The sequence below is a fragment of the Mucilaginibacter defluvii genome (assembly GCF_039543225.1).
GTDB lineage: Bacteria > Bacteroidota > Bacteroidia > Sphingobacteriales > Sphingobacteriaceae > Mucilaginibacter > Mucilaginibacter defluvii.
In genome coordinates this window covers 1,735,263-1,748,554 of record NZ_BAABJI010000002.1, presented here as the reverse complement: position 1 = coordinate 1,748,554, position 13,292 = coordinate 1,735,263, and the positions used below count along the sequence as shown (strand labels likewise).

Genomic DNA, 13,292 nt, shown 5'->3' with positions numbered 1-13,292 from the left:
GCAGTAACTAATTTGAATACCACCATGAACAAAACATTAAAATTAAAGGCGTTTGCAGTTGTGCTTATCGCCATGTTCTTTTCAATTACCACCAACGCGCAGGATGCAAAACCGGTTGCCAGTCCGCGCGATAGCGTTAGCGGTAAAGCCGGTAAGGCCAACATCTCCATTAATTATGGCAGTCCATCGGTTAAGGACCGTAAAATCTGGGGTTCACTTGTACCTTACGGCCAGGTTTGGCGCGCAGGCGCTAACGAAGCTACCGTTTTTACTACTGATAAAGCCATTAAAGTTGAAGGTAAAACCCTGCCCGCTGGTACGTATAGCTTATTTACTATACCTACTGAAAGCAGCTGGACGATCATATTCAACAAAGTGCCTAAACAATGGGGTGCGTACAAGTATCAACAGACCGACGATGCTTTGCGCGTAACAGTTAAGCCTGTAAAAGCCGACGCTAAAAAAGAGCGCCTGGTTTACGCCATAAATCCTAAAGGCTTTACCTTAAGCTGGGACGAACTGACTGTGCCTGTATCAATAAAATAAGCTTAATTAAAGTATTACAAAGCCCCTGCATTTTGCGGGGGCTTTTTTGTTGCAGCATGTGCAGGGATATGTATATTTACACGCCATGCTTAAAACCCATAATCCCCTGGTTAAACCTTTTTCCACCGTTTTAATAGCTGCTCTGGTTATTTATCTGCTGATGGTGTTTGCCGGGCACCCGCAAGCGGTGGAGCGGTACTATTCACAGGGGTTTTACCGCGGCGTATGTTTGGTGTTGCATGGTTTGTTTAACTGGTTGCCCTTTAGCCTGGGCGATTTGGTTTACATCCTCACATCGCTGTTACTGGCTTATGTTGTATTCCGCATTGTTAAGCAGTTGTTTCAAAAGCGCTTTAAAGACGCGCTGGTAACCACGTTAAAGTTGGTTGCAGGCATCGAGATCGGTATAATTGTGTTTTATCTTTTTTGGGGATTAAACTACTTTCGCCCGCCGGCCAGTATCAGGCTGGGCCTAACCGATACTGCATACACCATAGTTGATCTGAAAGCTGTAACGCTGGAATTGATTGACAGCGCTAATCAAACACGCCAAAGGTTATCCCAAGCCGATCTGGCGAAGCCTAATGATAGCATTTATGCCTCGGCTGTTAACGCTGTAAAACATTTGTCAGATTCATCGGCGCAGTTTAAAACCTACATCCCGGGTGTAAAACCGGCTATGCTTACTTTTGTCATTAATTACTTAGGTACGTCTGGTTATTATAACCCCTTTACCGCTGAGGCGCAGATTAACTACCAGATGCCGGTGTATGTACGGCCGTTTGTGGCTTGTCATGAATTGTCGCACCAGGTAGGTTTTGCGCCTGAGGATGAAGCCAACTTCGCGGGTTTCCTGGCGGGTGTAAAATCAAAAGATAAGTTACTGCGCTATTCCGCATACTACAGCGGGATGACGGAGTTTATGTATGCGCTGCGCGATGCCGATACCACGGCTTTCAAGCTGTTCAAAAAACGCATCAGCAAAAACGTAATGGCTGATTTAAAGGCCGAGCGTAAATATTGGGAATACTATTCGGGCAGGCTTGAGGCGGTAAGCAGTATTTTTTATGACAAGTTTTTAAAGGTTAACAATCAGCCGCAGGGATTGCTCACCTATAACCAGATGATTACTTTGGCAATGGCCTGGTATAAAAAGCAGTCACCGGCAGGACACTGATTTCGATCTGTAACAAATGCTTATATTTGAGGGAGTTTAATGTTGTAATGAAGAGAGTACTCCTTATCCTGTTGCTTTTTACCTGCGGATACGTGCAGGCGCAAAGCTTAACCCTTAATGACCTGACTAACCTTGCCCAGCTAAGCAACGGCGAAGCACATGATTACCTGGTGCTGTCGAGAAAGTTTAAACGCGATTATATCCAGAAGATTAACGGCAAGCAGGTGGAGAACTACAAAGGCCTTGCTGATACCACCAAGCGTGAAACCGTAATTATAGGCGATGGCCAAAAGCTTGACAATGGCTCCATGCTGCGCAACGTTTATTATGCCACCAACAACCGCAAATTTTTACTTAACATGATAGGTCAGGCCAAGCAGTCAAACTTTAAACTGAGCTTTACCGGGATGGATGCCAATAACAACATCTTTATGTTTGATGATGACCTGTACCATATCATCATCAATGTGGGGCGGGGTAAAGGCACAGGTTCAGTAAGTGTTAAGCAAAAAGAATATTCAGGTGTTTATTAACGGTTTAGTTTAGTAAAGCAGGTAACCGCTTTGTGTACTCTGGATTTTTATCAATGCCATTATGTTTTTGTCCTCTAAGGATGATTAGCTGATCTCCGGGCTTAAAATGCTGTTTTAATCGTAATGAGGATTGATGATAGATGGTTTCGTCAGCATTACCATGAAATATAATTACCGGGAATTTAACCTTTTCAATATAGCTATAAGTATTTAACTGGTATTTAGAGATAAAGGTCGGCAGGTAGGGGTATAAGTGCTTAGCCAGATCAGTAAAACTGTAATAGGGGGCAAGCAGTATCAGTTTATCCGGTTTGTTATGAGCTGCCAGCCATGCCGCGGGCCCCGTGCCTATGGAGAAACCCATAATGATGATCCGGCGACCACGATATTCATTCTTTAGCGTATCATAAGCGGTTTGTACAGCGGTTAATAATTGGGCCTCGCTGCTGATATGCCCGCTGCTTTTGCCAAAACCCGGATAATCCAAAACAAACATATCATAATTTTCGGCGGTATGTTCGGGTGTGATATCACCCCAGTCGTCAGCATTACCTGCATTGCCGTGCAGAAAAAAGATCAGTCCTTTAGCGGTATCAGCCTTGAACAATACGCCGCTTAATGTATCATTACCATTTTTGATGCTATACTCTTTAAACGGACATTTAAAGCTGAATTGGTGATCGCGCGGCAGCTTTGCTTCATGGAAGATCAGCTTGTCCTGCTTAAAATAAAAATAAGAGCAAACCGCTATGTAAAGTGCCACGGTAATACCAGCCAGCCAGGCCAGGATCTTAAAAAATTTGTTCATATTACGGGGTTAAGTTATATAAATGCCAGGGTTTAATCAAAGCCTTTATAACCGTGTCAACGTTAAAAAACTACTTATCTTTACCGCCAAGCGTTTATACTATGCCCCAAACACCTGCACTTAACAAGTGGCTCTATTTATTTTTAGGTTTAGCGGTAGCTATAAATTTCAGCGGGTTATTTGTTCCGCTGATGAACCCTGATGCAACTCTTTATGCCACCATTGCCAAAACCATGGTACTGCGTAATGATTATGTGAACATCTACGTTCGCGGCACTGACTGGCTCGATAAGCCCCATTTCCCATTCTGGATGGCGGCCCTGTTCTTCAAAGTATTCGGCATCAACACCTGGGCTTATAAACTGTCGGGTATTGTATTTATGCTGATGGGTGCGATATACACCTGGTTGTTCGCCAAAAGTTTATACAGCAAACAGGTAGCTATTTGGGCGGTGCTGATATTATTGACCGCACAGCACATTGTATTATCAGACAATGATGTACGTGCCGAGCCTTACCTTACCGGATTGATCATTGCATCGGTGTATCACTTTTACCGGTCGTACACCAAACCCTCGTTTTGGCATTTGCTGATTGCCTGTTTGTTTGCCGGTTGTGCGGTAATGACCAAGGGGATATTTGTGTTAATTACCATCGGCGGCGCTATTGCAGGCCATTTGATCATCACCAAACAATGGAAGCAATTATTCAACCTGCGCTGGTTATTAGCTGCCGTGCTGGTATTCATTTTTATGTTACCCGAGGTGTACTGCCTGTATGTACAGTTTGATGCGCATCCCGAAAAGCTCGTGTTCGGTCAGCATAATGTTTCGGGCATCAAATTCTTTTTTTGGGATAGTCAGTTTGGCAGGTTTTTTAATACCGGCCCTATCAAAGGCAGCGGCGATCCGTTCTTTTTTGTGCATACCACACTATGGGCGTTTTTGCCCTGGTCGTTACTGTTATTCGCTGCTATTTATCAGTTTATTAAAAAGGGCGTTAAAAATGTAAAGGCATACGAGTGGTTCAATCTCTGCGGAGCCATGCTAACATTCCTGATGTTCTCGGCTTCGAAATTCCAATTGCCGCATTATATCAATATCGTGTTCCCGTTCTTCGCGATCATCACAGCACAGTGGTTCTGTAATGTCCGGTCTGCAAAAAGCATTAAGGCTATCAATATTACCCAATGGGTAGTAATAACGTTGCTTGCTGTGGTTTTAGTTGTACTACATTTGTACTATCAACCTGAAATAAATATTGGGTTACTGGCTACGTTATTACTTACGCTTTTTGTTTTACCTGGCAGGTTTGGTAATAACTGGTTTGAGCGAATTGGTTTTCGCAGCATAATAATTTGTGTTATAGTAAACCTATACCTTAACCTTGCCTTTTACCCGGATCTATTAAAATACCAGGCCGGGAGTGAGGCAGGGATGTACATCAGCCAAAGCAAAATCCCAGTAAACATACCTGTGCTGCAAAGTGGCGACGACGTGAATTTTGCCATGGAGTTTTACCTTGACAGGCCTATGCTCACTATACCTGCCGATGGCTCCGCTCACTTACCTAATAACGCGTTTATGCTTTACGCTCCGGCCGAAGCGGTGAACACTATTCTGAACGGAAGGAATTTGAAAGTTATAAAGAAATTTGAGCGTTATGCGATTACACGCTTAAAACCATCCTTTTTAAACAAAGCTACGCGTAGCGAGCAAACTATCTGGATGGAGTTGGTTCTGGTATCGCCGGTTAAGTAGATCAATTTAAAAACATCTAAAAAAGCAATGCCCCTTCTACAATTGTGTAAAAAGGGGCTGTATAATAATTGGGGTGAGTTAGCTAAGCAGCTTTTGTAAATACTTACCGTAACCGCTCTTAATATATCGTTGTGCCAGGTTGCTTAACTGCTCGGCATCTATAAAGCCCATGCGGTAAGCTACCTCTTCAATACAACCAATTTTGGTGTCCTGGCGTTTTTCAATTACACGTACAAACTCGGTTGCATCGCTTAATGAGTCGAAAGTACCGGTATCCAGCCATGCGGTGCCGCGATCCATTACGCCAACCTGTAGTGTGCCTTGCTCCAGATAAACCTTGTTAACATCGGTTATCTCGTATTCACCGCGTGGTGATGGCTCCAGGTCAGCCGCTATCTGGATTACGCTGTTGTCATAAAAATATAAGCCCGGTACCGCGTAGTTTGATTTTGGTTTTTCCGGTTTTTCTTCGATAGAAAGGGCTTTGAAATCCTTGTCAAATTCAACCACGCCATAACGCTCCGGATCGGCTACTGGGTAGGCAAATACCGCCGCGCCCACCACATCATTAAAGCTTTGTATCAGTTTGCTAAAGCCCGAACCGTAGAAGATGTTATCACCCAGGATCAGGGCGGCTTTGTCATCGCCAATAAAATCCTTACCAATTACAAACGCTTGTGCCAGGCCATTCGGTTTTTCCTGAATGGCATACTCAAAGCGGCAACCCAGCTCACTGCCATCACCCAGCAGGCGCTTAAAGCCTTCGTTATCTTCGGGCGTGGTGATGATCAGTATCTCCTTGATATCAGCCAGCATTAAAACAGAAAGCGGATAGTAGATCATCGGCTTATCGTAAATAGGCATAAGCTGTTTACTGATGGCCTTGGTAATAGGATATAGCCTGGTGCCTGATCCGCCTGCTAAAATAATACCTTTCATATAGATGGGTGGTTTGTGTTGGTTAACGGTTTGATTGATTATTATTAATTATTTTTGAGCCTGTTGATGCAGATGGCCAGACTATCGCGCCAGTAAGGGATCTCGATATTCAACGCGTTCTTGATCTTGCTTTTGTCCATTACCGAATAAGCCGGGCGTACCGCTCTTGTTTTGTACGCGCTGGTTGGTATCGGCAGGGTTTTTACATGCGTTTCCGAAAGGTCAAATATAGCTTTCGCGAAATCATACCATGAGGCTACGCCCTCGTTGCTGTAATGGTACAGGCCATAAGCGGTGCTTTCAGTATTGATGATCTCCATGATGGCATAAGCCAGGTCGATACCATAAGTAGGTGTTCCTACCTGATCTGCAATAATGGTGAGCTGCTCGCGCTCAGCGCCAAACTTCAGCATGGTTTTAACAAAATTATTTCCATACTCGGAGTATAGCCAGCTGGTACGCAAAATGAAGTATTTTTCCATCGCGCTGCTAATAGCCAGTTCACCATCCAGCTTGGTTTGGCCGTAAGCGTTTATTGGCGCGGCAATATCGCCCTCTATACGTGGTGTCGGCTCGTTGCCTGCAAATACAAAATCAGTTGATACGTGGATAAGCGTGGTGCCGTACTCGGCGCAAAACTTAGCCAGGTTAGCGGCACCAACCTTGTTCACTTTATCGGCGGTTTGGTAATCATCCTCGGCCTTATCAACAGCGGTGTAAGCCGCGCAGTTGATGGCATAGGTTGGGCGTTGTGCTTCAAAAATGTTTTTCAGCGCGTACTCGTCCAAAATGTTCGCTTCCGTTTCGCCCGGGAAATAAATATCGGTTATCCCTTCATTCTCGGCTATTTGCTTAAAGCAGCTGCCTAATTGACCGGATGCACCGAATATTACTATGTTTTTCATGGTTTTGTATGTAGATATTAAAAGAAAGGCTCCTGAACGTCGGCAAGGTAAGGCAATATCCTGTCCTTTTCTGATGTTTGCAGGCTATCGGCTGGTAATATCCAGTCTATATTCAATGAAGGATCGGCATAATGCAAACCGCCTTCTGAAGCTTTGTTATAAAAATTATCGCATTTATATGCAAAAATTGCGGTGTCACTTAATACCACAAAACCATGCGCAAAGCCACGCGGAACGAACAACTGGTGCTGGTTCTCTTCGCTAAGGCGTGCGCCATAGTATTGGCCGTAAGTAGCCGAACCGGGACGAAGATCAACCGCAACATCCAGCACTTCGCCTTTTACTACGCGTACCAGTTTAGCCTGGGCATGTTCGCCTTTTTGCAGGTGCAGGCCGCGCAAGGTTCCCTTTGATGAGTAGGATTGGTTATCCTGTACAAAGGTAGTGTTGGTGCCGGTCAGTTCGTTAAAAGTTTGCTGGTTATAGCTTTCAAAAAAATAGCCACGGTCATCATTAAATACGCGTGGTTTTAATAGTACGCAACCCTCAAGCGGAGTAAGTTCAATAGTCATGTGTTGGTGGTTAGCGTTTGTCGTATTGAGTTTCGTAATAATCAGCATAAGCACCGCTGGTTATGCGCTCTATCCAGGCTTTATTGTTCAGGTACCAGTCAATAGTTTCTGACAGGCCTTGTTCAAAAGTTACTGATGGCTCCCAGCCCAATTCCTTGTTTAGTTTGGTGGCATCAATAGCGTAACGTGCATCATGGCCAGGGCGGTCTTTCACAAACGTGATCAGTTTCTCATTTGTCCCCGGTTCGCGACCAAGTTTTTCGTCCATCTGGCGGCAAAGCACACGCACCAGGTCAATGTTGGTCCACTCGTTAAAGCCGCCGATGTTGTAGGTATCACCGTTGTTGCCTTTGTGGAAAATCAGGTCAATAGCGCGGGCGTGGTCAATTACGTACAACCAATCGCGTACGTTTTTACCATCACCGTAAACCGGTAATTGCTTGCTGTTTAATATGTTATTGATCAGTAGTGGTATCAGCTTCTCAGGGAAGTGATTAGGGCCATAATTGTTTGAGCAGTTTGATACAATGGCCTGTATGCCGTAAGTGTCATGGTAAGCGCGCACAAAGTGATCGCTTGATGCCTTGCTGGCGCTATATGGCGAATGCGGATCGTACTTAGTAGTTTCTGTAAAAAAACCTTCAGTACCTAATGACCCGTAAACTTCATCTGTTGATATATGGTAAAAAAGATGCTTTGAGTAATCATCTTTCCAGTATTTTTTTGCGGCTTCAAGCAGTATAACCGTACCAATTACATTGGTTTGTACAAAATCAAGCGGATTGGTGATCGAGCGGTCAACGTGCGATTCGGCAGCTAAATGCACCACATCGGTAACGCCGTATTTTTCAAAAATGGTATTAATGGCAGCAGCATCAGTAATATCAGCGCGTTCAAATGTATAATTAGGCTGATCCTCTATATCTTTAAGATTCTCTAAATTACCGGCATAGGTTAGTGCATCAACATTGATTATCTGATAATCAGGATAATTTGTTACAAATCGCCTTACAACATGCGACCCTATAAAACCAGCACCACCGGTAATTATTATTGTTTTCATATAGAGTGTTTAAAATATAATTATAATTATTATTTGCCGAAAATAATGATAAAATTGTAACGGAACTAAGAGTTTATAATTTTTTTATTAAATATAATAGATAGTTTATCTTATTTTTATATGGATAACGGAGTACTAAAATAGGCATTGTATCAATAATTGCCGCAATAACCACGAAACTTACGCTAACAGGGCAAATGCAAATTGGTTTATTTTTCTGATTTAACTATTTTAATTATTTGGCTGATTAAGTCGGGGGCGGCAGTATCAACCCAATTTACATCTTTATCTCTGCGGAACCAGGTGAGTTGCCTTTTAGCAAAGCGACGGGTGTTTTGTTTAATAAGATCAATAGCTGTTTGCAGATCGGTTTTACCATCTACGTAATCAAACAGCTCCGAATAGCCTACGGTATTTAAGGCATTAAGATGGCGGTAAGGCAGTAGTGAGCGAACTTCCTCAACCAGTCCCTGCTCAACCATTACGTCAACGCGCCGGTTTATCCGCTCGTATAGCTGTTCGCGCGGCATATCTAATACAATCTTGATGATGTTGAACGGGCGTTTATTGATATTGGTTGTACGATACGATGAAAAAGGTTTACCAGTAGTTTCAAAAACTTCAAGGGCGCGTATAACGCGCTGCGGATTGCTCAAATCAACTTCGTTATAATAATCTGGATCGGCAGTTTTTAATTTTTCCTGCAGATGGTTGATGCCATGCTCCGCTAATTCCTGGTTAAGTTTTTCACGTACCGACGGATCGGCAACCGGCAACTCATCAAACCCCTCGCAAACGGCTTTTATATACAATCCCGAACCGCCGGCCAATATCACCACATCATGGATTTTAAACAATTCATCGAGCAGTTGCAGGGCCTGCTTTTCGTAATCGCCAACATTAAAATCATTAGTAACGGAGTGTGAGTTGATAAAATAATGTTTTACGGCTGCCAGTTCATCCGCGTCAGGTTTGGCAGTACCAATGGTCATCTCCCTGAAAAACTGCCTTGAATCAGCAGATACCACAACCGTATTGTAATGCCGCGCCAACTGTATGGCCGCGGCGGTTTTGCCTACTGCCGTTGGGCCTGCTACTACAATAAGTGTTTTTGAATCGCTGCGCTGATTCATCTGAAATACAAGCGTTTTAAAATTAAATAGCGATGGGTAAAGCCATCGCTATTTGATATGTTTTAGACCATGGTCCATAGTCTATGGTCTATCCACTAATTAATAATCATCCCGGCTACCGCGGCCACGACCGTCTTCGTCGTAATTTTCATTATCCGAAAATTCGTCGCCAAACTCATCGCTTTCTTCTTCGCGCTCCTCCTCGTCGTTGCTAACGGCTTCGCCGGTTTCATCAACTTCGGTAAAATCCTCCGTGTCCTCCGGGTTGTATTCCATTTCGTTCAAAAAGTCAAACTCTTCGCTGGTTGGCGGCAGTATGGTTGGGTTGAATACGTTGCCGAATTGCTTAGGCGCTTCGCCAATTGAACGTACAACCTGCGGATATTCAGCTTTTGGAGATTCATCCAGGATGATCTTCATCAGTTCCACATGAAAATCAAAAGGGCGGTCGAAGTTAAAGGTGTAATAAAACTTCTGGTGCGGATCATCAATAAAACTGCTCAGTTTTACTTTGTCCATCAAGGCTATGCCACGGTCAATTTTGCGCTGGTTAGGCATAAAGGTAATTTCCTCGCCTTTCGTCCACTGATCGTTGCTGATATAAAAAGATGAAGGATAGTCGGGGTTATAGCCTGTTGATTTATGTATCGCATAGTGAAGATCCTGAAATGTTTGGTTTGATTTAACATCGATCTCCCTTACAATATCATCATAATCCTCAAAGGTAACCCTGAACCTGTATACTGCCATTTGTTATATTTTTATCAAAATTAATAATGTTTTGTTTTATTTGGTTTGAGCAACAACTTTTAAGCCAATTTGTGTGCCTTTTTTAATAGTAAATTGAAGTGCCGCTTCGCGGGTGTTGGGTATCTCCCCTTCAAGGATGGCTTCGCGTATCTGGTTTTTGATAATTCCCACCTCACGGCCCTCTTTCAATCCGAATATCTCCATAATGTCGGTACCGGTAACGGGTGGCTGCCAGTTGCGTATGCTGTCGCGCTCCTCAACATCTTTTAGTTTTTGCTGAACCAGCTCGAAGTTTTGGCGGTACTTTTTAACCTTGTACTCGTTCTTGGTGGTAACATCGGCTTTGCAAAGCTGCATCAGGCTGTCAATATCGTCGCCCGCCTCAAAAAGTAATCGCCTTACTGCGGAGTCGGTAACAATGGATTGCGACAGTACGATAGGCCGCAGGTGAAGTTGTACCATTTTCTGAACAAACCTCATCTTATCGTTAAGCGGAAGTTTTAGCTGCGCGAATATTTTGGGCACCATACGCGCGCCTTTGTCCTCATGGCCATGAAACGTCCAGCCGTGGCCGGGTTCAAACCGTTTGGTGGGCGGCTTGGCAATATCATGCAATATGGCGGCCCAGCGCAGCCAAAGGTCGGTAGTGGTTTCGCAAATGTTATCCAATACCTGTAGGGTATGGTAAAAATTATCCTTGTGCCCTTTGCCGTCGCGGTATTCTACGCCGTAAAGCGCTACCATTTGCGGGAATATTTTATGCAGCAGGCCTGTATCAAACAGGTATTCAAAACCGAGGGATGGCTTTGGCGAGAGGATGATCTTGTTCAATTCATCCGTAATCCGTTCCTGCGATATAATCTTGATGCGATCCGTATTGGTTTTGATAGCCTCAATAGCCGTATCGTCAATTTTAAAGTTAAGCTGTGCGGCAAAGCGTATAGCCCGCATCATCCGTAAAGGGTCATCGCTGAATGTTTCAACCGGGTTAAGTGGTGTTTTAATCAGCTTTTGCTCCAGGTGCGATACTCCGCCGAACGGATCAAGCAGTTCTCCAAAGTTATTGGGATGTAATGATAGCGCCAGCGCATTGATGGTAAAATCTCTGCGGTTTTGGTCATCTTCCAAAGTACCATCTTCCACAATGGGCTTGCGCGAGTCGCGGCGGTATGATTCGCGGCGGGCACCAACAAACTCCACTTCCAGGTCGTGATATTTAAGCATGGCGGTACCAAAATTTTTAAATACTGATACCTGTACGTTCAGCTTTTTGGCTACGGCTTCGGCAAAGGTAATACCGTTGCCTATCACTACTACATCAATATCCTTTGAGGGGCGTTTCAGGAACAGATCGCGCACGAAACCGCCGATGGCATAAGCCCGCACGTTTTGCTGACCCGCCAGTAGCGATATTACTTTAAATATATGGTGTTGCAGATGCTCCTTCATTCCCTTTGTATGCCCGAGTGGCATTGATGAAAGGTGCAAATTTATAAAAATGAGCTATAAAACAGCCAATCAGCGGCGCAGAAACTCAAACCTGCCGTCAGGCGCTAAACGCATAATGGTTGATGGTTTTTTTAATGTAGTATCGTGCTGGTCTACATCAACCACGTAATCAACACCTTCTATAATTTCGGACGCTATTTCGTTAAAGTTTTGCGGAGATGGTTGCCCGCTGATATTGGCTGATGTTGAAACCAGTGGTTTACGCAGGCGCTGTATCAACTGCTCGCAAAAGGGATGTTTGGCAACGCGTATGCCTACACTGCCGTCAGCAGCTATCAGGGCTTCAGATATATTTTTGGCGCCTGGCATTACCAATGTTAATGGGTTCTCGGCATATTCTATCAGGTCGTAAGCTATATCGGGCACCTCGCGTACGTAGCTTTGCAGTTTGTTGTCGGTATCCAGCAGAATGATCATGCTCTTTGCTTCCTCGCGCTGTTTAAGGGCGAATATCTTTTTCACGGCCTCGGTATTAGTAGCATCGCAGCCAATACCCCAAATGGTATCGGTAGGATAGAGGATGATCCCGCCATCCTGAACAACTTTAAGGGCTTTTGCTACTTCGTCTTTAAGCATGGTTCAAATATTTACTCAGGGCTTCAATAATTTTTGTTTCGTTAAGCAACTGCATACACTTGGGTTTGCCGTAGAGCTTACAGGTATTGCGTACACAGGGTTCACAGCTAAGCTGATTAGCGCGGATCACCGTCATGTCATCCAGGTTAAAGGGCTCGGTATTGTGCTCGTTGCCGGCACCAAATAACACTACAACCGGCAAGCCAACGCTGTTTGCCAAATGCGCCGGACCGGAATCAACAGTAAGCAATGCCGCGGTACCCGCCATTAGTGATGCCAGGTTGCTGAGGCTGGTTTGGCCTGCATGATTAATTATCCTATCCTGGTTATCTACACCGGCAACAATAGCGTTTACATGCGCTGCATCCTTAAGGGCACCTATCATGCCGATGGTAATATCAGCAAAGGTACTCAACAACAGGTTAAGCAGGGTAATGCCTTTATCAACCGGCATACGGCGCGATTCTGCTTCGGAGTTAAAATTAACCAGCAATTGCCTGGGCTCGTTAAACAGGGGATGGGCGATGATCTTTACCGGTTCGGAGGGTATAGGCTGCCCGGTGAATTGCTCCAGAAGGGCGATATATTCACGTACCCGGTGTACGCCTTTCGGGCGTTTGCAGGCTTTAGTGAGTAAAAAGAAACCGCCTTCGCTGCCAAAACCAACCCGTTTTTTCGCACCTGTTGCAAAGGCCATCACAGCTGATGACAGAGATGGCGGAAGGTTAAAATAAATATCGTACCGCTGATTGCGTAGTACTTTGCCAAAACGGTACACGCCGCTCAATCCTTTAAACTCCTGCTTGGCGAAAGGATAAATATTAGAGATACCCGGAATCAAGGCGGCAATGCTTTTTAATTCCTGCTTAATAATCACATCAATCTGCGCATCAGGATAAAGCTGCTTTACCGCGGTAACAAACGATGTGCTCATCACCACGTCACCAAGCCAGTTAGGTAGCCTTATCAGTATTTTCATTTTTTAATGAGTAGTGAGATGTGAGATAAGCTGCAGTGCTAT

General features: G+C 44.4%; 14 protein-coding genes. 4 read left to right on the top strand and 10 right to left on the bottom strand.

The window, feature by feature from the left end:
• Positions 1–24 precede the first annotated feature (24 nt).
• The 3 genes from ABD960_RS13935 to ABD960_RS13925 all read left to right on the top strand — a co-directional run bounded on the left by ABD960_RS13935 (position 25) and on the right by ABD960_RS13925 (position 2,256).
• Positions 25–546, top strand: a complete 522-nt coding sequence (locus ABD960_RS13935) for a DUF2911 domain-containing protein (RefSeq protein ID WP_345331765.1) — start codon at positions 25–27, stop codon at positions 544–546.
• 85 nt (positions 547–631) lie between these two features.
• Positions 632–1,723, top strand: a complete 1,092-nt coding sequence (locus tag ABD960_RS13930) for a DUF3810 domain-containing protein (RefSeq protein ID WP_345331764.1) — start codon at positions 632–634, stop codon at positions 1,721–1,723.
• 47 nt (positions 1,724–1,770) lie between these two features.
• Positions 1,771–2,256, top strand: a complete 486-nt coding sequence (locus tag ABD960_RS13925) for a hypothetical protein (RefSeq protein WP_345331763.1) — start codon at positions 1,771–1,773, stop codon at positions 2,254–2,256.
• Between the two features lie 4 nt (positions 2,257–2,260).
• Here ABD960_RS13925 and ABD960_RS13920 read toward each other — a convergent pair whose 3' ends face one another.
• Complete coding sequence (locus ABD960_RS13920; RefSeq protein ID WP_345331762.1) at positions 2,261–3,064, bottom strand: alpha/beta hydrolase; 804 nt, start codon at positions 3,062–3,064, stop codon at positions 2,261–2,263.
• A 101-nt stretch (positions 3,065–3,165) separates the two neighbouring features.
• Here ABD960_RS13920 and ABD960_RS13915 point away from each other — a divergent pair, with 101 nt between their 5' ends.
• Positions 3,166–4,824 carry an ArnT family glycosyltransferase gene (locus ABD960_RS13915; RefSeq protein ID WP_345331761.1) on the top strand — a complete coding sequence of 553 codons (1,659 nt, stop codon included), beginning with the start codon at positions 3,166–3,168 and terminating at the stop codon, positions 4,822–4,824.
• Between the two features lie 78 nt (positions 4,825–4,902).
• Here ABD960_RS13915 and rfbA read toward each other — a convergent pair whose 3' ends face one another.
• The 9 genes from rfbA to ABD960_RS13870 all read right to left on the bottom strand — a co-directional run bounded on the left by rfbA (position 4,903) and on the right by ABD960_RS13870 (position 13,250).
• Positions 4,903–5,763: a glucose-1-phosphate thymidylyltransferase RfbA gene (gene rfbA / locus ABD960_RS13910; protein WP_228950284.1), complete on the bottom strand. Its 861-nt coding sequence runs from the start codon at positions 5,761–5,763 to the stop codon at positions 4,903–4,905.
• 44 nt (positions 5,764–5,807) lie between these two features.
• On the bottom strand, positions 5,808–6,668 hold the full coding sequence (gene rfbD / locus ABD960_RS13905; protein WP_345331760.1) for a dTDP-4-dehydrorhamnose reductase: 861 nt from the start codon (positions 6,666–6,668) through the stop codon (positions 5,808–5,810).
• Positions 6,669–6,685: 17 nt separating this feature from the next.
• Complete coding sequence (gene rfbC / locus ABD960_RS13900; RefSeq protein WP_232178230.1) at positions 6,686–7,240, bottom strand: dTDP-4-dehydrorhamnose 3,5-epimerase; 555 nt, start codon at positions 7,238–7,240, stop codon at positions 6,686–6,688.
• 10 nt (positions 7,241–7,250) lie between these two features.
• Positions 7,251–8,303, bottom strand: a complete 1,053-nt coding sequence (rfbB, locus tag ABD960_RS13895) for a dTDP-glucose 4,6-dehydratase (protein ID WP_345331759.1) — start codon at positions 8,301–8,303, stop codon at positions 7,251–7,253.
• Between the two features lie 209 nt (positions 8,304–8,512).
• The gene (gene miaA, locus ABD960_RS13890) at positions 8,513–9,436 is read right to left on the bottom strand and encodes a tRNA (adenosine(37)-N6)-dimethylallyltransferase MiaA (RefSeq protein WP_345331758.1); all 924 of its coding nucleotides are present in this window, start codon (positions 9,434–9,436) and stop codon (positions 8,513–8,515) included.
• A gap of 99 nt (positions 9,437–9,535) precedes the next feature.
• Complete coding sequence (locus ABD960_RS13885; protein WP_345331757.1) at positions 9,536–10,186, bottom strand: IS1096 element passenger TnpR family protein; 651 nt, start codon at positions 10,184–10,186, stop codon at positions 9,536–9,538.
• A gap of 36 nt (positions 10,187–10,222) precedes the next feature.
• The gene (locus ABD960_RS13880; RefSeq protein WP_345332828.1) at positions 10,223–11,635 is read right to left on the bottom strand and encodes a CCA tRNA nucleotidyltransferase; all 1,413 of its coding nucleotides are present in this window, start codon (positions 11,633–11,635) and stop codon (positions 10,223–10,225) included.
• A 69-nt stretch (positions 11,636–11,704) separates the two neighbouring features.
• On the bottom strand, positions 11,705–12,271 hold the full coding sequence (locus tag ABD960_RS13875; RefSeq protein WP_345331756.1) for an L-threonylcarbamoyladenylate synthase: 567 nt from the start codon (positions 12,269–12,271) through the stop codon (positions 11,705–11,707).
• On the bottom strand, positions 12,264–13,250 hold the full coding sequence (locus ABD960_RS13870) for a glycosyltransferase family 9 protein (RefSeq protein ID WP_345331755.1): 987 nt from the start codon (positions 13,248–13,250) through the stop codon (positions 12,264–12,266). Before ABD960_RS13870 ends, ABD960_RS13875 begins: the two co-directional genes overlap by 8 nt.
• Positions 13,251–13,292 lie beyond the last annotated feature (42 nt).

Bases quoted from the DNA above. Each gene is read 5' to 3' on its own strand.
- ABD960_RS13935 (WP_345331765.1), top strand. From the start codon at position 25: ATGAACAAAACATTAAAATTAAAGGCGTTTGCAGTTGTGCTTATCGCC.
- ABD960_RS13930 (WP_345331764.1), top strand. From the start codon at position 632: ATGCTTAAAACCCATAATCCCCTGGTTAAACCTTTTTCCACCGTTTTA.
- ABD960_RS13925 (WP_345331763.1), top strand. From the start codon at position 1,771: ATGAAGAGAGTACTCCTTATCCTGTTGCTTTTTACCTGCGGATACGTG.
- ABD960_RS13920 (WP_345331762.1), bottom strand. From the start codon at position 3,064: ATGAACAAATTTTTTAAGATCCTGGCCTGGCTGGCTGGTATTACCGTG.
- ABD960_RS13915 (WP_345331761.1), top strand. From the start codon at position 3,166: ATGCCCCAAACACCTGCACTTAACAAGTGGCTCTATTTATTTTTAGGT.
- rfbA (WP_228950284.1), bottom strand. From the start codon at position 5,763: ATGAAAGGTATTATTTTAGCAGGCGGATCAGGCACCAGGCTATATCCT.
- rfbD (WP_345331760.1), bottom strand. From the start codon at position 6,668: ATGAAAAACATAGTAATATTCGGTGCATCCGGTCAATTAGGCAGCTGC.
- rfbC (WP_232178230.1), bottom strand. From the start codon at position 7,240: ATGACTATTGAACTTACTCCGCTTGAGGGTTGCGTACTATTAAAACCA.
- rfbB (WP_345331759.1), bottom strand. From the start codon at position 8,303: ATGAAAACAATAATAATTACCGGTGGTGCTGGTTTTATAGGGTCGCAT.
- miaA (WP_345331758.1), bottom strand. From the start codon at position 9,436: ATGAATCAGCGCAGCGATTCAAAAACACTTATTGTAGTAGCAGGCCCA.
- ABD960_RS13885 (WP_345331757.1), bottom strand. From the start codon at position 10,186: ATGGCAGTATACAGGTTCAGGGTTACCTTTGAGGATTATGATGATATT.
- ABD960_RS13880 (WP_345332828.1), bottom strand. From the start codon at position 11,635: ATGAAGGAGCATCTGCAACACCATATATTTAAAGTAATATCGCTACTG.
- ABD960_RS13875 (WP_345331756.1), bottom strand. From the start codon at position 12,271: ATGCTTAAAGACGAAGTAGCAAAAGCCCTTAAAGTTGTTCAGGATGGC.
- ABD960_RS13870 (WP_345331755.1), bottom strand. From the start codon at position 13,250: ATGAAAATACTGATAAGGCTACCTAACTGGCTTGGTGACGTGGTGATG.